Raw genomic sequence first — 20,797 nt, 5'->3', positions numbered from 1 at the left:
TCCTGGCTCAAACATAACTTGATAAATTTCTCTGCGAATCTAATCATGGTTTCGCATCCTTGCATTTAAGCGATTTGAGGTCGACCGTTTTTCCAGCTTCCCCCTTATGTTTTCCCATTCGGTCACCGAATTCATCCAAATCAAACGTATGATGAAGTGCATTGCCCTTTTGCTCAAATTGTTTAAACGCGCTTCCCCCGTGTCCCGTCTGGTAGACTGAGTACCAAGCGCCGTCTTTGGGTCTCGGAAATACTTTGCATTTCCTACACCAGGTACATGCCCCTCACAAGCTTTGTCCTTAGCGGTGCACTGCTAATCTTTAATATTCAATCCGTACGGACCAACGGCATCAACAATCTTTGAATTGCAAATATCGAATGCTGAGTCCGGCTCACGCCCGGCCAATGTGACAAAGAGATCATGTAAAAATTGCTGTTTGTTTTCTACTTCATCCAGTGGGATTTCTTGAGGCAAGATGTAACGCCAATATTTAGATATATTCTTTGTCGCCCAAATATATTCCAAGGCATCGAGTGTCTTTTTTTTGCTCACCGGACCAAATTTTTGGAACTCATTCCGCATTTCTTGATAAATGTGATTCCTTGATGCTTTCTCATTGATGAAAAAGAAATCTAATTCATCATCTGTCCTCGACAGAAGGAAGTGATGAAGTTGATGTATGTAGTTAAAGTTAATTTCTATCATTGTCTATAGTTGTGGGTATGCTGTAATGATGTTTGCATTACGTCTAACGACCGTCACTCTTGATGTAATTTGAGGGCATCCGCCTCCAGCACGATATCCCTCACCTACAACTCTTCCCATATCAAAAGTTGCAGTATCTGTTCCATTTGCATCCATGATTTTGGTACCACGCTGTATTGCATCGAGTTGATCTACATTAGTTAAAAATCTTGTTGAATCTACTGGGCGTGGCCTTCTTGGGCAAGGGTTGTCTGGTGGGATTCCAGTCAAAGATCGATGTTCCTGCTGCAGCATCGTTGTGCCAGTGCCATGACGTGAGTAAGCATGACCACCGCCTCTTGCATCAATGTTTTGCAATATGCCACCTGCTCTCCGATTAGCCCTGTTTCCTGCAAGACCTAAAGGATCGATCCATGCGGTCGAATTAGACACGTACTGATAAAGGTTATCGCCACCAGTAAGTCCAATTGGGTCTTGCGTTAGATACCGCGCTGTATCCGGATCGTAGTAACGATGCCGATTGTAGTAGAGGCCTGTTTCTTCATCCTCATACTGCCCTTGGAACCGCAGCGGCTGACGCACCTCTGCCTTGTCCAGCCTGTCGACCCGTCCCCATGCCTTGTACCGCGCCAGCCATACCACCTTGCCATCGCTGCTGACGACTTCCTGCGGCGTGCCGAGATGGTCGGTGTTGATGCAGTAGATGCGGTCACTTTGCGCTTGCTCCTCCAGCCGCTTGAACGCCTGCTGCCGTTCTTCTTCATCACGCTCGTTGATCGTTTTGACCGCCTGCTCGTATGCCGCCGCATCGGTGACCTTCAGCCACTTCAGGTTCTCGGCTTCCTGCTCCTTCTGCGCTTCATGCTGCTCGTATTCAGCCTGCTTCTTCGCCGCCTCTTCCGGCGCGTAGAAACTGTCCGGCGTATTGCTATGCACCTGCGCCAGCGGCACGAAGCTGTCGGGCTCGTACAGGTACGTCACCGTATTGTCCTGCTGCACCTCCTGCACCAGCGTATCGCCATCCCAGACGAAGAAGGTCACTTCCTCGCTCACCTTTTCCATCCTGCCCGATCCGCCATAGGTGCCAGTGGCCTTGGCCTGCTTCATCGTACTGACCATCTTGGCAATGCGCCTGCCAAACGCATCGTAGCGATATTCCGCTTCAACCGTCGTGTCGCCCTGCGGCCTGACCGCTTTCACCAGGCGGTTCTCGCCATCGTAATGCAGGGTCAGCGCATACGGCTGTTCGCCATCTTTGCCCTTGACGATCTTGCGCACCGTGTTGCCTTGTTCATCATGATCGAACGTCATGCCGAGATACTGCTTCAACAGGTTGTGCGTCACCGGTGCCAGCTTTGGGCGCTTGACCGTATCCGGATGCGGCTGTTCGGTCAGATACTCCAATCCCTCTTGCCACTCCTTGTGGTCAATGCCTGCCGTGTTGGCTCTTGTGCTCTTTTGCGGTGAACCGTCGGTGAGGTTGCCGGCCGGGTCGAAGGTAAAGGTTTCGGTCAGCCCTGGCTGCGCCGACTTAAGAAGTTGCCCGAGCGGATCGTATTCATAGCTGATCCTGTCGCGATGGCTGTCGTCGATCTTTGTCAGGTTGCCGGCTGCGTCATAGCTGAAGTTCCGTGCCGACAATAGCGCGCCGGCACGATCGAGCTTCATGCTCTTTAACCTTGACAGCGGATCATAGCTGCGCGCCTGCATCATCGCCTTGCCGCCTAACTGCCGCACCCGCTCCCGGTGCAGCTCATCCCGCTCCAGATCCACCAGCGGATTGCCATTCCACAGCGTGCCGATCCAGTGACCGCTGCCGTAGCGCTGCGTGGTGACTTTGCGTCCGTTGGGCAAGGTTGTTTCGATGCGGTTGCCGAGTTCATCCACCTCGTGCACCAAGGTGAACACCCGCTCCACCGTCCGGTATCCCTTTCCGGTCAGCCGGTCGCCACCATACCGGATCGATACGCGCTGCTCTTCACTGACGAGATGCCCGGCATCGTCGTAGCTGTAGCGGTGCGTCGCATGCGGCGCCGTCACCGATTGCAGCCGCCCCAGCACGTCATACCGGTACTGCGTCGTCACCACATGCACCGGATCGTCCCTGCGGCACACCCGCTTGGCAACAAGCCGGCCAAGATCGTCGCGGTCGTACTCGATGCGGATGTTGCCGCTGCGCGACTCGATCAGCTGGCCGCCGTCGTTGTACGCATATTCGGTGACCTTGCCGTCGAAGCCGCTTTCCCGCACCAGCGCGCCCTGGTCGTCATAGCGGAATTCGTACGACTCGCCGTTCTGGTTGGTCAGGCGCACCAGCTGCAGCGCGGCGTTGTAGCGGTAGGCCAGCGTATGGCCGTTGGCATCGGTGCGGCCGGCGAGCTGGCCCTGCGGGGTATAGGTGAAACGGGTGGTGTGGCCGGCGGCATCGGTGATGCGGTCGATGTTGCCAAGGGCATCGTAGCCGTAACGGGTCTGGCTGCCGTCGGCATGCACGGCGGCAATGACCTGGCCGAGGCGGTCGTGCTCGTAGCGGGTGGTGTGGCCGGCGGCGTCGGTGCTGGCGGCAAGGTGGCCGAGCGCGGTGTAGCTGTAGCGGGTGGTCCTGCCGGAGCAGTCGGTGTGGGACACGAGCTGGCCGGCGCCGTTGTAGGCCAGCGCGGTGGTGCCGCCTTTGGCGTCCCGGATGGCGGTGAGCTGGCCGAGGTCGTTGTAGGCATAGGCGCTGGTATGGCCGGCCGGGTCGGTCTGGGCGGTGAGGTTGCCGCAAGCATCGTACCGGCGCAGCCAGACCTTGCCGGCCGGGTCGGTGATCTGCAGCGGACGGTTGGCGCCGTCGTAGGCATAGCGGGTGGTGGCGCCGGCGGCATCGGTGACGGCGATGAGGTTGTCGCGCTCATCGTAGGCATAGCGGGTGGTGCGGCCCTCGGCATCGATTTCGCGCACGAGGTTGCCGCGCCCGTCCCACAGTCGCTGCTCCAGCAGGTGGTGGTCGTCGTCGCGCAGGGTCAGCACCGAGACGATGAGGTTGCGGCAGTTGTACTGGTAGACGGCATGCACGCCCTCGGGGGTGACGACCCCGGTCTCGAAGCGCTCGGGACGGTAGAGGAGGCGGGTGTCTTCGCTGCCGTTGTCGGCGACGGTGCGGATGCAGCGCACCGGGAAGGGCGCCCAATCTGTATCGGCATGCCAGGTGAGGTTATGGCCGAAGCCGTTGTAATCGGTGTAGCGGGTCAGCAGGTGCGGGCCGACGGGGGAGGCATACGCATAGGCGCGGGCCTGGTCCATGGCATCGCGCTGCTCGACGAGGTCGAGTTCGTCAAGGAGTGCATTGCCGGCGGCGTCGAGCGCCGGGCTGTAGCGGTACTGCACATGGGTGTGGCGGCTGCCGTCGGGCAGGAGCTGGACGATGCTGCCGATCTTGCCGGCGAGCTGGGTGCGCCAGGCGGCAGGGTGGGTATGGGCGTCGCTACTGGCGACATGGGCGATGCCGGCTTGCGCGTTGGCGGCATGCAGGTCGGCGAGGTCGCTGACGGCCTTCCTTGTGGCGGGGCTGTCGGCGGCGAAGTGGCCGGCATCGGCCGGCAGGCATTGCAGCCAGAGCTGCGCGCCGTCGGTGATGACCAGCAGCGCATGCGGATCGAGGCTGGCGGCGATCGGCAACGCCTGGAAGCGGCTGCGCGCTTCGGCAACGGGCAGGATGTGCAGCACCGGGCCGGCCAGGGTGTGCTGGGCGCATAGCCCATAGCGGATGGCAGTGTTGCCGTCGGCGTCGCGCCGGAGCTGGCCGTCGGTGCGGAACAGGTCGTGGTCGCCGCTGCGGTAGGTGATCGTGATGGCGGCGGCGGAATCGCGCCGGAGGGTGAAGCTCTCGAACGGCACATCGTGTTCCTCGCCAATCGCTAATAACGGCAGGGCAACGTTGCGGCCGGTGGCATCGTGGTAGACCAGGCTGTCGCGGGTTTGGGTGATGGCGGTGGTGTAGGGCGAGGTCCAGCGTGCGCCGAGCGGGCCGTCGTCGTAGGGCGCATGCGAGGAGCGGTAGCAGCGGGTGAAATCGACCGGGACCAGGCCTGGCACGGTGAAGTCGGCCTGGTACAGCACTTCCTGGCCGGTGGCGATGTGCACCGGCCGTCCGGTCTTGGCGCTCTTGCCCTTGGCTGCCTGGTTCTTGGGGCAGCATTCGTTCGGCGCTTCCCGGTCCTGCGTGCCCATGACGCGGCGGTTGCGGGTGGCGAACTGCTCGTTGCTGTCGTGCACGTGTTCGTTGTTCGTGCCGCTGGCGGCGTTGCGCGGGCGCTCGCGGTTCTGGTTTTCCTGGGCGTGCTTTGGTGCCTTGGCAGATTTGCCGACCGGCACCTGGACCTTGCCGTGGCGGACGAATTTCAATACCAGCGGCTGCAGGCCGTCGATGCCTTTGCCCGGATCGCCCATCACCGCCAGCTTCAGCCATGCCGGCGCATCCTTGCGGGTGTTGTAGAGCAGCGTATCGACCGCTTTCACCGGGTCGGTGACGCCCAGCCATTGCGCCATGCTCTGCACCGTCCTGATGGCGCCGCTGCCCTTGGCCATGCTGTGGATGCCGCCCTGCAGACCGCCGACGACGCTATCGAACTTCTTGCCGAATTTGTCCGGCCATGCCGGCATCTCGGCTTCGGCGACTTCGGTGAGCTTGTCGATGGCATTGCCCATGCCGATGGCGACCAGATGCTGGCGCACGAGGTCGTAATTGCCGCGCTTGTTGCACAGCATGGTCAGGGCCGGCTTGAATCCCTTGACGGTGCCGCCGATGCCAGGGGCGAAGCCGATGAGGTCGATGGCGAGCGTGAGCCAGTTCTGCGGCAGCTCGTACCCCCATTTCTTCTCAGCCTCGTTGCGCGAGGCCAGATCCTTGACGTCGACGACGACGTCATAGGCGGCCAGCGCCGTGCCGAGTCCCGGGCTGCTCTGGACCACCGTGCGCAGCAGATCGGGCGAGACCCGGACACGGATGATGCTGTTGATCCATTCGGAGAGCACATGGTAGATGTCCGTCACGACCTCGCCCGATAGCTTGTTTGAACTATTGAGATCCAGATTGGCGGCCGCCGTGATGATGTGCGGCGTGGGAGGAATGATCAGTGTGGACGTGCCTGCCATGATGAAATGTTTTCCCTGATGTTGTCGGCGACGCCGCGCCGCCTCTTGCGGGCAGCGGGCACACGCTGTGTTTGTTGCGCTTGTTAGTTCGGCTTGTTGATGTTCTGCGCGAGCGAGGAGGCCGCATTGCCGGCCAGCCTGCCGGCCTCTTCGGTTGCCGCCGCCTTGAGCGCCTCGGGGCCGGATCGCAGAACGGATGCGGCCGTGGCTGCCGCGGCGACCTTTTCCGTCGCGCCGAGTGCGTCGGCTGCCTTGCCGGCGAGGCCGGAGACGCCGGCCACGGCAGCTGCCTTGAGTGCATCGGCGCCGGAGGCGATGGAGGAAGCCGCTTTCGCAGCGGCGGCGATACCGCCGACGGTGCCGGCCGCCGCCGCCGCCGCTGCCGCTTTGCCGGCATCGCCGATGACGTCATTCGGTGCTCCGGCTGCGAAGCTTTCCTGCAGCTTTTTCATGAACTCGGTGGGTTCGTAGCCGGTGTCGTCCTTGATCCTGTACCAGTCTTTCTTTTCCTCGAACTTGCGCGGATCGACGCCATAGGCGACCTGTATGCCGCCTTTCGGAACCCCGGACAAGACGGCCTTGCCTGCACCATCCAGAACGCCGGTGCGGATGCTGCCGTCGGCTAGAACAGCCCGGTACTTCGCGCCCTTGATCGGTTCGTCGTCGTTGTCGTAGAAGTGCCTGAGCTCGACATCCCCCTTCTTCATCGGCACCGCCGGCAACGCGCCGCTGAAGCTGCCGCTCGCCGGATTTGTCAGGTTCTTGATCGAGCCATGAATGTTCACCGGACCCGGCGCCTTGATGTCGATGGTGCCGTTGTGCATCTTGATCTGGCAGCCGCCCGCGGTCAGCGTCAGGTCATGCGGCGTCGATATCTCGATGGTGCCGTCAACCGAGAACACTTTCACATCCTTGCGTGCGGTCGCTTCGAAAGCATCGTTCTGCGCCTGGATCTGCACCTTGCCCTTGCCGGCAAAGAGCTTGATGCCCGACGTCGCCACGAACACGCTCCACGACTCTTTGATGCCATCGCCAGCCGCTTGCCAATGGCGATGTTCGTGTCCTTCTGGCTGGATATGTGGATGTTCTCGCCTGCGGTGATCTGCTGCGTCTTCGGTGTGGCGCTGAGAATGCCGGCCGGACTGGAAAACGCCATCACCGGCTCGCCATACCCGGCCACCTCTGCCTTTTGCCCGGTGCCGCCGCTCTGGCTGTAGGTCTTCTCTGCCACCTGCAGCAGGCGCTGTGCTTCTTCATTGACCTCCAGCAGGTCGGCATGGTGGTCCTTCGCCGCATCCGACAATACCGTCGACAGCTCCAGCGCACCCTTCAGTTGCGTGGTCAGTTCCTTGCTGTCCATGTGTGTGCTGCGGGCGTTTTCCCGCACATCGGTGCTGACCAGCAAGCCCTTGCCGGCCCGTATCGCGCCATAGTCGTCGCTGCGCAGCTCAAACCCTTCGCCCCGTGGCTCGCCCTTGCCGCCCACTCTCGGGTGCACCAGGAAACCCTGATTGAGCGCGCTGTTGGCATGGTCGGTGGCCACCCGGATGCGCTGCTCGGCGGTGGAGTCGTCCCAGACGATCTCGTTGTGGCCGCTGCCCTTGACCATCTTGCTCTTGATGCCGGACAGGGTCTTGTTGCCGGGCAGGTTGCCGGCATCGCTGAAGGTGGCGGGACGGTGGGTGCCGTTGTAGACACTGGCGGTGACGATGGGGCGGTCGATGTCGTCTTGAATAAAATTAATGAGTACCTCGTCGCCAATCCTTGGAATCCACACATGGCCGTATTCCTTGCCATTCCAGCGCTGGGCAACGCGGATCCACACCGAGTCGCGGTCCGAGCCAGTCGCGCCCGCACCTTCGGCATGTCGCTGATCCTGTATGCGGGTGAAGGGCATGCGCACCTTGATGCGACCGAGGGCATCGGTGTGGATTTCCTCGCCGGGCGGACCGACGACGGTTGCGGTCATCAGTGACGGCGCGACCGGCTTGGCAAGTTCCGTATTGCTGAAGGCGGGAATGATGGAAATATGTTTGCGCACCGCGTCGAAGCGGGTGCGGTAGACGGATTGCGTTGCCGGTGTCTTTTCCTGCGGAATAAGTGTGTCATCGGGCAAGGCGAAGAATGTTCGGACCTCCCGCATGTCGTCCGGCAGATTGTTGCGTGCATACAGGTTCTGGCGGATGACGGTGAATTGCCGGTCTTCCTGCGCATCCTGGTCGTGGACCGGGTGATCGCTGAGTTCGAAATGCCTTCCTGTCACCAGTTCACGGTGGGTGCCGGTGCCGCTGAACAGTTTGCCGGCATAGTCATGCGCGCCGATACGCAGCTTTCCGTAGCGTGCATAGTCATCATCGCCATCGGCGCTGTGGTGAGAGTCGTAGCGATAGTCTTCCAGCGTGCCTGCCAGTATCGTGCCAAAGTGTCCCTGATCGTTGCTCGCCTGGTCGTACTGCGTGTTGGTGACATCGTTCTTGTATTCATAGCTTGCCCGCATCGTGCCGCCAGGCTGCAGCGCGCGCATGGCCCGCCACTCGGTGATCGCGTCTTCATCCTCCGTTGCATCGCTGCGGTGAAACCTTGCCTTGCCCGCGGATGCGGCATCGAGCATCGATACGTCGTCAAACAGTACCAGGGTAAGTTTCGGCTGTTCGCCGGGATGGGCTGACTCGCCATGTTCGAAATACCAGGCAATGCCTTCTTGTGCAAGCCAGCGCGACAGGAAGCCGGCGTCGGATTCGTTGTACTGCGTGACCCAGGGCTGCGAGGGATGCTGGCTGATGCAGCGGTCGTCGAGCGCGAAACAGGCGGCAAGTACGGCATTGTTCTGGCGATGTTCCTGCAGAAGCACGGATGTAAATTGGCGTACAGACAAGTCCTGGAATACACGGCTGTTAATGCGCAGCGCCAGCACGGCAAACGGATCCTGCAGGGTCAATACATAACGACTGAAGCCGCCGTCGCTGCCGGCGTGCTCGGCATGGGTAACGATGCCGCAGATGGCGCGGTGGTCGCCGTTATCGGTCAGGACGGCAAGCTGGATCGGAACGCCGATAAATGTCTTCAGTTCGAGGAAGGCGTCGCTGGACAGGCAAGTGAGGGTGAAGGTAAAGCCCTCGTTGATGGCTTCACGTCCGGTCAATTCATGCGGCAGCAAAATGTTGTCGTCGATGCCGGAGCCGGACATGAAGGCAAGCGTCAGTAGTCTGTCTGCCTGATTGAAAGCGAAAGCGGGCGAAAGAAGTTCTGCAAGCGGAGCAACGGAAGGGGAAACAATCATTTGCTTTTTATGCAACAAATCAAGGCGTGAGACATTAAAATAGAATTGTTAAAAAAGCAATTAAACTGATCGTCTTTCTTAATCCATGCACCCCGCCATGAAATTTGCCCTCCTTCCTCCGCTACGCCGCCTTGCCGTTCTTTTGTTGTTGGGCGGTGCCCTGCAAGCGCCCGTGCCGGTAGTTGCGTCCGGCACGACCGCACCGCCGCTTCTCCTGGCGAAGCATTTTGCAGAAATTCATGATCCTGCCGACTATCTCATCAGCGAAAAACTCGACGGCGTGCGCGCCTACTGGGATGGCACCCAGCTGCGGTTCCGCAGCGGCCGACAAATCCACGCGCCCGCATGGTTCACCGCGCCTTTTCCCGCACAGGGTTTGGACGGCGAACTCTGGATGGGCCGCCGCAGCTTCGAACGCCTGTCCGCCGCCGTGCGCCGGCAGGAACCGGTCGACGCGGAATGGAAAGAGGTCGTCTATCACCTCTATGAATTGCCCGGCGGCGAAGGCAGCTTCAGCGAACGCATCGCCCGCCTGCAAACCATCGCCGCAAACGCCGCCGTGCCATGGCTGCAAGTCCTGCCGCAGGTCCGCGTGAAGGACCATGCAACCCTGAAGCGCAAACTCGCCCTTGTGGTGCGCGACGGCGGCGAAGGCCTGATGCTGCATCGCGCCGACGCCATGTGGCAGACCGGGCGTTCGGATGTTTTGCTGAAAATGAAACCGCAACACGATGCCGAAGCGACCGTCGTGGCCCATGAGGAAGGGCAGGGAAAATACCGCGGTATGCTCGGCGCCCTCGTCGTCATGACTCCGGAAGGCCGGCGCTTCCGCCTCGGCACCGGCTTTACGGATGCCCAGCGGCGGCAGCCTCCGGCGATCGGCAGCACCGTCACATATCGCTACCGGGAAATGACCGGCACCGGCTTGCCGCGGTTTGCGAGTTTCCTTCGGGTGCGGGAACACGAGTAAAGATTGGACGGTTCTTACTGCAAGCCTAGCCAAAATCATCGAAGAGCGGTCCCTTCCCTCTGTAAGGGGAAGGGTTGGGGTGGTAGGGGCGAGCGTAAAGAACATATTTCCACCCATGCACACCCACTTCCATCGTTCTCTCCATCCCCTCCCACCACTACAATATCCCTCCAACTCAATCCCGTCCCTCACACCCCATGACTTCCAACCTCGACGAAGCCCGCAAGCACTTCTTCCAGGGCATCGAACACTTCGAAGCCGGCCGCCTCGAACCTGCCCGCGCCGCATTTGAAGCATCGCTCGCCCACGCGCCCGGCCGCCCTTCGGTGCTTGGCAACCTCGGCATCACCCTCTTCCACCTGCGCCGCCTCGACGAAGCCGTCCCGCTGCTGCAACAAGCCACCGCCGCCGACCCCGCCTATGCCGACGCCTGGACCTGCCTCGGCCTCGCCCAAGCGGGCCGCTCCCGCTGGCAGGACGCGGTCGACGCCCTCGACAAGGCAAGCGAGCTATTACCGCAAAAAGCCGACCTACTCGTTCACAAGGGCCAATGCCTGCTGCGCCTCGGACGCGCTCCCGAAGCATTGCAAACCTTCGACCGCGCCGTCGCTGCCGACCCGCAGCATGCCGACGCCTGGAGCGCGCGGGGTAGCCTGCTGCGCGAATTGCACCAGCTCGATGAAGCCGCCAAATGCTTCGAAAAAGCGCTCGTCCTCGGCGCCGATTCCGAACTGACCGGCTACTACCTTGCCTCAGTGAAAGGAACGGCCACGCCCCCGCCTCCGCCACGCCGGTATGTCGAATCGCTCTTCGATGATTACGCAGCGGAATTCCAGGACCACGTCGTCGGCAAGTTGCGCTACCAGGGCTATGAGCGCCTGCTGCGCCCGCTCGTCGATGAAGGCCGCCGGTTCCGCCACGCTCTGGACCTCGGCTGCGGCACCGGCCTGTGCGGCCCGCTCATCCGACCCCTCGTTGATGTGCTCGACGGCGTCGACATCTCGCAGGCGATGCTGGATCAGACACGGCAGCTCGGCATCTATCGCGAGCTGGTCCACGCCGACATCGGTTCCTACCTGGAATCCGCGCAAGGCCAGGTCGACCTCGTGATGGCTGCCGATGTCTTCATCTACGTGGGCGACCTGGCGAACGTCTTCCGCGAGATACGCCGGCTGCTCACCCCGGGCGGGCGATTTGTATTCACAGTCGAAGCGCCGGCGAACGACGACGACCTGCAATTGCTGCCGAGCCTGCGCTATGCCCATTCGGAGCGGTATATCCGGCGGCTGGCCGAGGCGAACGGTTTCAGGGTGGACGACATTGCCCGTGCCCCGATCCGGTACGATCAGGCACAGCCGGTGGAGGGGTTGTACGTGTACCTGGGATGAACAACCATCTTTAACAAAAACACACAAATGCTTTGATAAAAGCATGCATTTATAGCCTTTTATATTGCCTATACTCCCGAGCAATCTTGGCAATCCCTGCTCGCCCATGCCCTTCCAAGCCATCATCTTCGACGCCTACGGCACGCTGTTCGATGTCTATTCGATCGGCGCCCAGGCCGAACGCCTGTTTCCCGGCAAGGGGGCGGCGCTGGCGGAGCTGTGGCGCGACAAGCAGATCGAGTACACCCGCCTGCGCACCCTGTGCAGCACCTACAAGCCGTTCTGGGAAGTGACCCAGGATGCGCTGGTGTTTTCCTGTCGCAAGCTGAATCTCGACCTGACCGTCGACGCGCAAAACATGCTGATGGGCCAGTACGCCAGGCTGCAGGCCTTTTCGGAAAACCTTGCCGTGCTGCAGGCGCTGAAATCGATGAACCTGCGGCTGGCGATCCTCTCCAACGGCAACCCCGGCATGCTGGACGCCGCGGTGCAGGCCGCCGGCATGGGCGAGGTGTTCAACCATGTGCTGTCGGTCGACGCCGTGAAAAAGTTCAAGACCGCGCCGGAGGCATATCAGCTCGGCGTCGATGTGCTGGGCCTGTCGGCACGGGATATTTTGTTCGTTTCCAGCAATTGCTGGGATGTCTGCGGCGCCGGCTGGTTCGGCTACAAGACCTTCTGGGTCAACCGCGCCGGCGCGCCGGTGGAGGAACTGGGCGTGACGCCGCACGGGGAAGGGCGCTCGCTGACCGATCTGCTGGCCTTCGTCGAACAAGGCCGTGCCCGGAACGGATGACAAAACCGGTTAGCGCCGATTCAAGTTTCCAATGATTATTGCAATTCCAAATAACTAACCAAGAGGACACATACCATGACTGAACGCACCGCCTGTAACGGACTCCAGGTTGCCACCTCGCTGTACCGCTTTATCGAAGACAAGGTATTGCCGGGCACCGGCATCGACAGCGCCGGCTTCTGGAAGGGTTTCGATGCCATCGTGCACGACCTGGCGCCGAAGAACGCCGCCTTGCTGGCCGAGCGTGACCGTCTGCAGGTCGAGCTGGACAACTGGCATCGCGCCAATCCTGGCCCGATCAAGGATGTGCCCGCCTACCGCGAATTCCTGCAAAAGATCGGCTACCTCGTGCCGCGCCAGAAGGACGTCAAGGTCACGACGACCAACGTCGATGCGGAACTCGCGCTGCAGGCCGGTCCGCAGCTGGTGGTGCCGATCCTGAATGCCCGCTATGCGTTGAACGCGGCCAACGCCCGCTGGGGTTCGCTGTACGACGCGCTCTACGGCACCGATGCGATCCCCGAGACCGACGGCGCGACGAAGGCCGGCGCGAACGGCGAAGGCTACAACCCGGTACGCGGCGCGAAAGTGATCGCCTTCGCACGCAACTTCCTCGACCAGGCGGCGCCGCTGGCGAAAGGTTCGCATCGCGATGCCACCGCCTACAAGGTCGCCGGCAACAAGCTGATGGTCACGCTGCAGGACGGCAGCACCACCGGCCTCGCCGAGGAAGGCAAGTTCGTCGGTTACCAGGGCGGGGCGGATGCGCCGTCATCGGTGCTGCTGAAGAACAACGGCCTGCATATCGACATCCAGATCGACCGCAGCACCCGCATCGGCAAGGATGATGCCGCCGGCGTCGCCGACCTGGTGATCGAGTCGGCGCTGTCGACCATTCTCGACCTGGAAGATTCGGTCGCCGTCGTCGACGCGGCCGACAAGGTCATCGCCTACAGCAACTGGCTCGGCATCTTGAAGGGCACGCTCAACGAAAGCGTGACGAAGGGCGGCAAGACCTTCACCCGCGCACTGAACAGCGATCGCAAGTACACCGCCGGCGTCGGCGCGACCGATGCGAAGGACGGCGTGGTCACGCTGCATGGCCGCTCGCTGCTGTTCCTGCGTAATGTCGGTCACCTGATGACGAACCCGGCCATCCTGATGAAGGACGGCAAGGAAATTCCGGAAGGCATTCTCGATGCGGTCGTCACCGTGGCGATCGCGCTGCATGACCTCAAGCGTGACAAGAACCAGGAAATCGGCAACTCGCGCACCGGTTCGGTATACATCGTCAAGCCAAAGATGCATGGCCCCGCGGAAGTGGCATTCGCAAACGAATTGTTCAGCCGCGTGGAATCGATGTACGGCCTGGCGCCCAACACCGTCAAGCTCGGCATCATGGATGAAGAGCGCCGCACCAGCGTGAATCTGAAGGAGTGCCTGAAGGAAGCCGCCGCACGCGTGGCCTTCATCAACACCGGCTTCCTCGACCGCACCGGCGACGAAATGCACACCGCCATGCATGCCGGCCCGATGATGCGCAAGGGCGACATGAAGACCAGCACCTGGCTGACGTCCTACGAGCGCAGCAATGTGCTGGTTGGCCTATCGTCCGGCCTGCGCGGACGCGCGCAGATCGGCAAGGGCATGTGGGCGATGCCGGACCTGATGGCCGCGATGATGGAACAGAAGATCGCCCATCCGAAGGCCGGCGCCAATACCGCCTGGGTACCGTCGCCGACCGCCGCGACATTGCATGCGCTGCACTACCACCAAGTTAGCGTGGCCGATATCCAGAAGGAACTGGAGAAGGTCGATGCCAACACCGAGATCGAGCGCCTGCTCGACGGCCTGCTGCAGATCCCGGTCGCGGCCGAACCGAAATGGTCCGCCGCCGACATCCAGCAGGAACTGGACAACAACGCGCAGGGCATCCTCGGCTACGTGGTGCGCTGGATCGACCAGGGCGTCGGCTGCTCGAAGGTGCCGGACATCCACAACGTCGGCCTGATGGAAGACCGCGCCACGCTGCGCATCTCCAGCCAGCACATCGCCAACTGGCTGCTGCACGGCATCGTGACCGAAGCGCAGGTCACCGAGACCCTGCAGCGCATGGCGAAGGTGGTGGATGCGCAGAACGACGACGATCCGTTCTACAAGCCGATGGCGCCGGATTTCGAGGCGTCGTATGCGTTCCGCGCCGCGCGCGACCTGGTGATGAAGGGGCTGGAGCAGCCGAGCGGCTACACCGAGCCGTTGCTGCATGCATGGCGTCTGAAGGTGAAGGCCGCCAACCGCTAAGCCTCACAGCTTAAGCACTGCGTCTCGCACGCCGTGCCCGGTTCGGCCCGCACATGCAGGCTGAACCGGGTTACTCTTCCAACGCATCGGTCCCGCTGTTCTTCTTTCTTTTGAACGTACCGGTCAGACTGCCGGCGGCATTTTCTCGATCAGCTTGTCGAGCGTGATCGGATAATCACGCACACGAACCCCGGTGGCGTTGTAGACCGCATTTGCCACGGCGGCTGCAATACCGCAGATGCCGAGCTCGCCGACCCCCTTGGCTTTCATCGGCGACGAAATGGGATCGGTCTCATCGAGGAAAATGACTTCCTGGTGCGGGATATCCGCATGCACCGGCACTTCATAGCCGGCCAGGTCATGATTGACGAAGAAACCGTATCGCGTGTCCACGGCCAGCGCCTCCATCAGCGCGGCACCCACCCCCATCGTCATTGCGCCGATCACCTGGCTGCGTGCCGTCTTCGGATTGAGAATGCGTCCCGCCGCACAGACAGCGAGCATGCGCCGCACGCGGGTCTCCCCCGTGTCAGCGTCGACCGCCACCTCCACAAAGTGCGCACCGAAGGTGGATTGCTGGTATTTCTTGTCGAGGTCGCCGAATTCGATCATGTCTTCCGCAACGATGCCCTGGCTGCCCGCCACTTCGGCAAGCGGGATATCGCGTGAACCCGATCTGATCCGCCCGTCGGCGAAGACGGCATCCGCGGCATTGAATCCCGCCTTCTGCGCGACCGCCTCTCTCAGCTTCATGCATGCCGCGTACACGCCGGATGTCGAACTGTTGCCGCCCCACTGGCCGCCGGAGCCGCACGACACCGGAAAGCTGGAATCGCCCAGGCGCACGGTGACTTTCTCAAGGGGCAGGCCCATCATTTCCGCAGCGGTCTGGGCGATGATGGTGTAGCTGCCGGTACCGATATCCGTCATGTCGGTCTCGACGGTCAGGTTGCCACGCCGGTCCAGCCGCACCCTGGCGGCCGACTTGGTGACCAGGTTGTCCCGGAACGCCGCTGCGACGCCCATCCCGATGAGCCATTGACCATCGCGGGCCTGTCCCGGCTTCGTATTACGTTTCTCCCACCCGAAACGCTTGGCACCGATCTGGAAGCATTGCACCAGCTGGCGCTTGGAGAAGGGCGGATGCGGGTTCGGTTTGTCCTGCTTATCCTGTTGCTCCGGTTTCTTGGACTGCGGATCGTTCGAGCCGGGTTTGGCCGGATAGTCCGGAACGACCTGGGTGTCGTTCCTGATGCGGAATTCGATCGGATCCATGTTGAGCTTTTCAGCCATCTCGTCCATCGCGATTTCCAGCACCGCCAGGCCGGGCGCTTCATTGGGTGCGCGCATGGCATTGGCCTCGGGAAGGTCGAGCGCGGCGAGCCGGTTCGCCGTCATGCGGTTGGCGCCCGCATACAGTAATCGAGTCTGGATCGCGCCGGCCTCAAGACCGCCCCCCTGCAGGTTGCCGGACCAGCTCTCATGGCCGATGGCGGTGATCTGTCCGTTCCGCTCGGCGCCGATCCTTACCCGCTGTATCGTCGCCGACCGATGCACCGTGTTGTTCGGTACCAGGGCGCGCTGCAGCGCCACCTTGACCGGACGCCCGGCCGCGCGCGCCGCCAGGGCTGCCATCAAGGCGTCCGAACGCAGAAAGAGCTTGGCACCGAAGCCACCGCCGATGTAGGGCGACATGACGCGCACCTTTTCCTTGGGGATGCCCAGGGTTTTGGCAAGGTCATTGACCGTCCAGGCGATCATCTGGTTGGACGTCCACAAGGTCAGCCGGTCGCCCTCCCATGCGGCGATCGATGCATGCGGCTCGAGCATGGAGTGGGATTCGTGCGCGGTCGAATACGTCGCATCCAGCTGCACTGGGGCGGATGCGAATGCGCCCGCGAAGTTTCCGACCGAGCTGGCGCCGGGCGAGCTGAAGCTGTCCGCCGCAACCGCCTTGTCCTTGGATGAAGCAAGATCGAATGCGCCCTTCGAACGGGTATATTCCACCCGCACCATCGATGCTGCGGCGCGCGCCTGCTCGAAGGTATCCGCCACCACGACGGCGATGGCCTGGTGGTAATGCTGGACTTCAGGGCCGCCCAGCAAGCGCGCAACATTGAGATCGCCCTTCCCGAGCTTGCCGGCGTTCTGGGCGGTGACGATCGTGATGACGCCGGGAGCCGCCCTGGCGGCGGACAAATCCATCGAGACGATGCGTCCTTTCGCAATCGCCGAACCCACAACATAACCGTATGCCTGGTTCGCGACCACGTCGTACCGGTCATAGGCGTAAGGCGCGGTGCCAGTCGTCTTGAGGCGGCCATCGATGCGGTCGACCGGCTGACCGACCACCTTCAGTTGGTCAATCGGATTGGTGGTCGCAGGAGAGTCGAATTTCATGCAAGTTCTCCTAAGTGAGGATGGAGGCGAGCGTGCGTTCCACCAGCGGAACCTTGAATGCGTTGTCCTGCGTGGTGCGTGCGCCGGCGAGAAGACCCGCGGCGACCGCCTTCGCACCGCGCGGTAACGCGGACTCGACGCTTTCCATCCGCCATGGCTTATGGGCCACACCTCCGACGGCAACCCTGCCCGTGCCATCCGGCTGCACGATCGCGGCAACCGATACGAGGGCAAATGCATAGGAGGCACGGTCGCGCACCTTGCGGTAAACCTGCTTGCCGCCGACCGGCCTGGGCAACGAGACGGCGGTGATCAACTCGCCACGCTCCAGCGCATTTTCGATATGCGGCGTAATGCCGGGAAGCCGGTGAAAGTCGGCAATCGGGATGATGCGCGCCGTGCCGTTCGGGCGCACGGTCTCGACCGTTGCATCGAGCACCCGCATGGCGACGGCCATATCGCTTGGATGGGTCGCGATGCAGGAATCGCTGGCGCCGACAATTGCATGCAGGCGGCTGTAACCGCCAATGGCGCCGCAGCCGCTGCCGGGCTGCCTTTTATTGCAAGGCTGATTAGTGTCGTAGAAGTAGGGGCAGCGGGTGCGCTGCAGCAGGTTGCCGGCAGTGGTCGCCTGGTTGCGCAACTGGCCCGATGCACCAGCAAGCAAGGCACGCGACAGGACGGCGTAATCGCGCCGCACGCGTTCGTGTGCGGCAAGGTCGGTATTGCGCACCAGTGCGCCGATCCGCAGGCCGCCGTCCGGCGTCGGCTCGATCTTGTCGAGCCCCAGGTCGTTGATGTCGATGAGATGCGCCGGGGTTTCGATCTGCAGCTTCATGAGGTCGAGCAGGTTGGTGCCGCCTGCGATGAACCTTGCCTCTGCGGAGCGCGCCGCGGCAGCAGCGGCTTCGGCAGGCGAAGCCGCTCTTTCGTACGTGAAGGGCCTCATGCTTTCACCCCCGCGACTTCGGCAATGGCATCCTGGATATTGGAATAGGCGCCGCACCGGCAGATGTTGCCGCTCATGCGCTCGCGGAATTCCACGACGGTCATTCCGGGCCGCTGCGTAAGGTCATCGGTGACATGGCTCGGTATTCCTGCCTTGACCTCGTCGAGCATGGCCACGGCCGAACAGATCTGGCCCGGCGTACAGAAGCCGCACTGATAGCCGTCGTGCTTGATGAACGCCGCCTGCATCGGATGCAGATTCGCCGGCGTGCCCAGGCCTTCGATGGTGGTGATGTCGTGCCCTTGCTGCATGACGGCGAGCGTCAGGCATGAGGTGATCCGGCGTCCGTCGACAATCACGGTGCAGGCGCCGCACTGGCCTTGATCGCATCCCTTCTTGCTCCCGGTGAGATGCAACCGTTCACGCAGGGTATCGAGCAGGGTCATGCGGGGATCGATCATCATTTCATGATCGGTACCGTTCACTCGCAGGAGGATGCTTACCGAGGCAGGCGAAGCCTGCTGCGGTGCCTGCTTGGTCGGTGCAGCGTCGGCCTGCGGAACATGCGACACGGCTGTGACGGTGCCGCCGGCTGCCACCGCTGTGGCTTTGAGTATGCGCCGTCGTGACGGATCGAACTCGGTCATGATGTGGCTCCTGAAATTGGCGAGAAAGAATGCAGCCAGTCGAGACTGCCGTTCTGATGCGAGGCGAGCAGGTCTCACTGCGCAATCAATGACCTATCCGTCTATCAAGGTAAAGAGAACAGTGCAACAGTGCTTATGAGCATCGTTCAAACATTGATCGGAAATGCAGAAGTTCACCTTGAGACACAATCGGCATGTGATGGAGTCTTCGGCCCGGAATGCGTTCAATTTTTGCCTGCAATGATTCGAGCTGGAAACTGTCAGCGATATCAAGCGCCGTGAGGGTCAATAGGCCCTGAACCAATGCCCGGTTCGGCCCAGAGAAACCGGCGCGTTGCCATTTTCCGGATCCGATTCATCATCACCAATTGCTTAGTTCGGGCTTGTGCGGACCCGCGAACTACCGCGTTGCATGTACCAGACACTCGAACGTCGTTGTATCAATTTACTTTTCAGTGCATCGATCAGCGGCTTGCACCGCGCTGAAGGACTTGGCGCGCTCAGCAATTTTCACTGGGGCAGCACGTCATTCGATGTGCTTCACTTTTACTCTCGCCGTTTATCACAGCCTGCATGCGGGATGCGCGTCTTTTCGCCTACGCATTCAATCAACGTTCGAAATGGCGCCGGAATTCTGGCTGCGGTTTCATTGCGTCGCGCCCGGTAGGCAAAGCATGTTTACACACTGCCTACGTTCCCATGTCCATGGGATATGCGCTTCTGAAGAATCTTACTAACCTGATTTCGGTTCTCTGCGGAAACATCCAAAAGATTGTTCCTTAGCTGCTGCGTCACGGAGTGTCAACGTGCCGTTCCTCCCCTACCAGCGGGAGCCCGCCTTTCAGCAGTAACGGAAATCAAACCGCGAGATCCAGGACATAACGACGTCATCACCACTTCATCGAAGTGCCGGACGCGTCATCAACATGGCAGCACATGCTTTCGCATTCACCTGGGATAACTACATGATCAATAAAAACCTGTCAGCTTTTTTGGGATGCTCGCTTTTCGCATTCACCGCGTTTGCATCGCCGGTCAACCCTTTCGCCAGTAATAACGGCCAGATTCCGCCCTCCTCCGAATACAACGGTCCGCTGTTCAAACTGAGTCACAACTATCCATCGAAAGCGCCGGTACCCGCGATGCCGTGGCGCACCGCCATCAACAACGGTCTCATCACCACGAAGAATGCGGGCGCGTATGCACAGGCGCTGAAAGATGCGGTGGGCAAGGATATGCGCGTGCTCATCGAAGACTATGCGAACTGGAATGCAGCCCAGCGCGGCTGGTACAACGAGCCGTGGCTCGGTGCGCAGCGCGAAGCGATTCATGGCATGTACGTGGGCAACGGCATGCTCGATACATCGCTGTTCAAGGCCAGCGGCCTGACCAAGCCGATGACGACCTATGTATTGACCTATTACGACAAGACGGCGGCGCAGACCTTGCAGCGCGTCTGGAAAACCACCGCGATGCAGCCGGTGATCACCCCGGTGTCGACGCAGTTTCCCGAAGGCGCGCTGATCGTGAAGGCATCATTCATCACCGCCGATCCGACCGTCTGGCCGGTCATGGAAGGCAGCCAGGCATGGCCGCTGTACATCACCGTCGATGCCACGACCGGCGGCTATAAGACGCCCAAGGTGGTGAACACCTACTTCATGCAGTTCGACATCATCGTCAAGGATAGCAAGTCGGCGCCGAAAACCGGCTGGGTGTATTCCACGCTGGTCTACGACAAGAACGCCGCAGGCAACAGCGTGTGGAACAAGATGGTCCCGCTCGGCGCGCAATGGGGCAACGATCCGCAGGCCAACAGCACGCGTAATCCTTCCGCACCGCTGGTCGAAAACTGGATCAACCCCGCCGCACCGCGGTACGGTTCCGAAACCCTCGGATGGGGCGGGCGCCTTTCGGGTCCGAACGACGGCGCGATGAACGACATCGCCTTCACGGTCGGCGGCAAGCAGCAACTGGTCAAGAACGCGCAGGATTCATCCTGCATGAGCTGCCACAGCACCGCGCAATGGGATGTGAAGAACGGGCGCATGCCGTCGTTCCTGTTGCCGGCCACATCCAATCCGCCGACCACCACCGGGCCGGATGGCAATTATCTGGTCTCGCCTGCGCCGGGCTCGGCGGATTGGCTACGCTGGTTCCAGAACCGCAAAGGCAATGTACCGATGGATAAGGGCAGTGTCGCAACCGACTTCGATATGGTGCTG

The 20,797-nt window shown here is 61.3% G+C and carries 10 protein-coding genes and 1 pseudogene; 5 read left to right on the top strand and 6 right to left on the bottom strand.

Translation table 11 applies throughout. From position 1 onward, the window contains the following. Positions 1-312: 312 nt before the first annotated feature. The 3 genes and pseudogenes from VGU61_RS03090 to VGU61_RS03080 all read right to left on the bottom strand — a co-directional run bounded on the left by VGU61_RS03090 (position 313) and on the right by VGU61_RS03080 (position 9,028). Positions 313-705: a hypothetical protein gene (locus tag VGU61_RS03090; RefSeq protein ID WP_326857636.1), complete on the bottom strand. Its 393-nt coding sequence runs from the start codon at positions 703-705 to the stop codon at positions 313-315. A 3-nt stretch (positions 706-708) separates the two neighbouring features. Continuing rightward, positions 709-5,841, bottom strand: a complete 5,133-nt coding sequence (locus VGU61_RS03085) for an RHS repeat-associated core domain-containing protein (protein WP_326857635.1) — start codon at positions 5,839-5,841, stop codon at positions 709-711. Positions 5,842-5,924: 83 nt separating this feature from the next. Then, positions 5,925-9,028 (bottom strand): annotated as a pseudogene (locus VGU61_RS03080) (type VI secretion system Vgr family protein). A 190-nt stretch (positions 9,029-9,218) separates the two neighbouring features. Here VGU61_RS03080 and VGU61_RS03075 point away from each other — a divergent pair. The 4 genes from VGU61_RS03075 to VGU61_RS03060 all read left to right on the top strand — a co-directional run bounded on the left by VGU61_RS03075 (position 9,219) and on the right by VGU61_RS03060 (position 14,576). Then, a complete protein-coding gene (locus VGU61_RS03075) occupies positions 9,219-10,091 on the top strand; it encodes a DNA ligase (RefSeq protein WP_326857634.1) in 873 nt (290 codons plus the stop codon). Between the two features lie 197 nt (positions 10,092-10,288). Beyond that, positions 10,289-11,479, top strand: coding sequence for a tetratricopeptide repeat protein (locus VGU61_RS03070; RefSeq protein ID WP_326857633.1), 1,191 nt, complete (start codon positions 10,289-10,291; stop codon positions 11,477-11,479). A 106-nt stretch (positions 11,480-11,585) separates the two neighbouring features. Continuing rightward, on the top strand, positions 11,586-12,275 hold the full coding sequence (locus VGU61_RS03065) for a haloacid dehalogenase type II (RefSeq protein WP_326857632.1): 690 nt from the start codon (positions 11,586-11,588) through the stop codon (positions 12,273-12,275). A 75-nt stretch (positions 12,276-12,350) separates the two neighbouring features. Next, positions 12,351-14,576: a malate synthase G gene (locus tag VGU61_RS03060; protein ID WP_326857631.1), complete on the top strand. Its 2,226-nt coding sequence runs from the start codon at positions 12,351-12,353 to the stop codon at positions 14,574-14,576. A 123-nt stretch (positions 14,577-14,699) separates the two neighbouring features. Here VGU61_RS03060 and VGU61_RS03055 read toward each other — a convergent pair whose 3' ends face one another. Genes VGU61_RS03055 through paoA form a run of 3 tightly spaced genes read right to left on the bottom strand, consistent with a single transcriptional unit; the run spans position 14,700 to position 18,572 of the window. After that, entirely contained in the window at positions 14,700-16,976 is a 2,277-nt protein-coding gene (locus VGU61_RS03055; RefSeq protein WP_326857630.1) for a xanthine dehydrogenase family protein molybdopterin-binding subunit, read from the bottom strand. 10 nt (positions 16,977-16,986) lie between these two features. Further along, a complete protein-coding gene (locus VGU61_RS03050; RefSeq protein WP_326857629.1) occupies positions 16,987-17,925 on the bottom strand; it encodes a xanthine dehydrogenase family protein subunit M in 939 nt (312 codons plus the stop codon). After that, complete coding sequence (paoA, locus tag VGU61_RS03045) at positions 17,922-18,572, bottom strand: aldehyde dehydrogenase iron-sulfur subunit PaoA (RefSeq protein ID WP_414691585.1); 651 nt, start codon at positions 18,570-18,572, stop codon at positions 17,922-17,924. The genes VGU61_RS03050 and paoA overlap by 4 nt, the downstream gene beginning before the upstream one ends. 965 nt (positions 18,573-19,537) lie before the next feature. Here paoA and VGU61_RS03040 point away from each other — a divergent pair. Continuing rightward, positions 19,538-20,797, top strand: a 1,260-nt coding sequence (locus VGU61_RS03040) for a hypothetical protein (protein ID WP_326857628.1), incomplete at its 3' end; no start/stop codon positions are given.

It is taken from the genome of Noviherbaspirillum sp. (assembly GCF_035944575.1).
In the GTDB taxonomy this organism is placed as follows: Bacteria; Pseudomonadota; Gammaproteobacteria; order Burkholderiales; family Burkholderiaceae_D; genus Noviherbaspirillum.
This window is presented reverse-complemented; position numbering and strand designations above follow the sequence as displayed.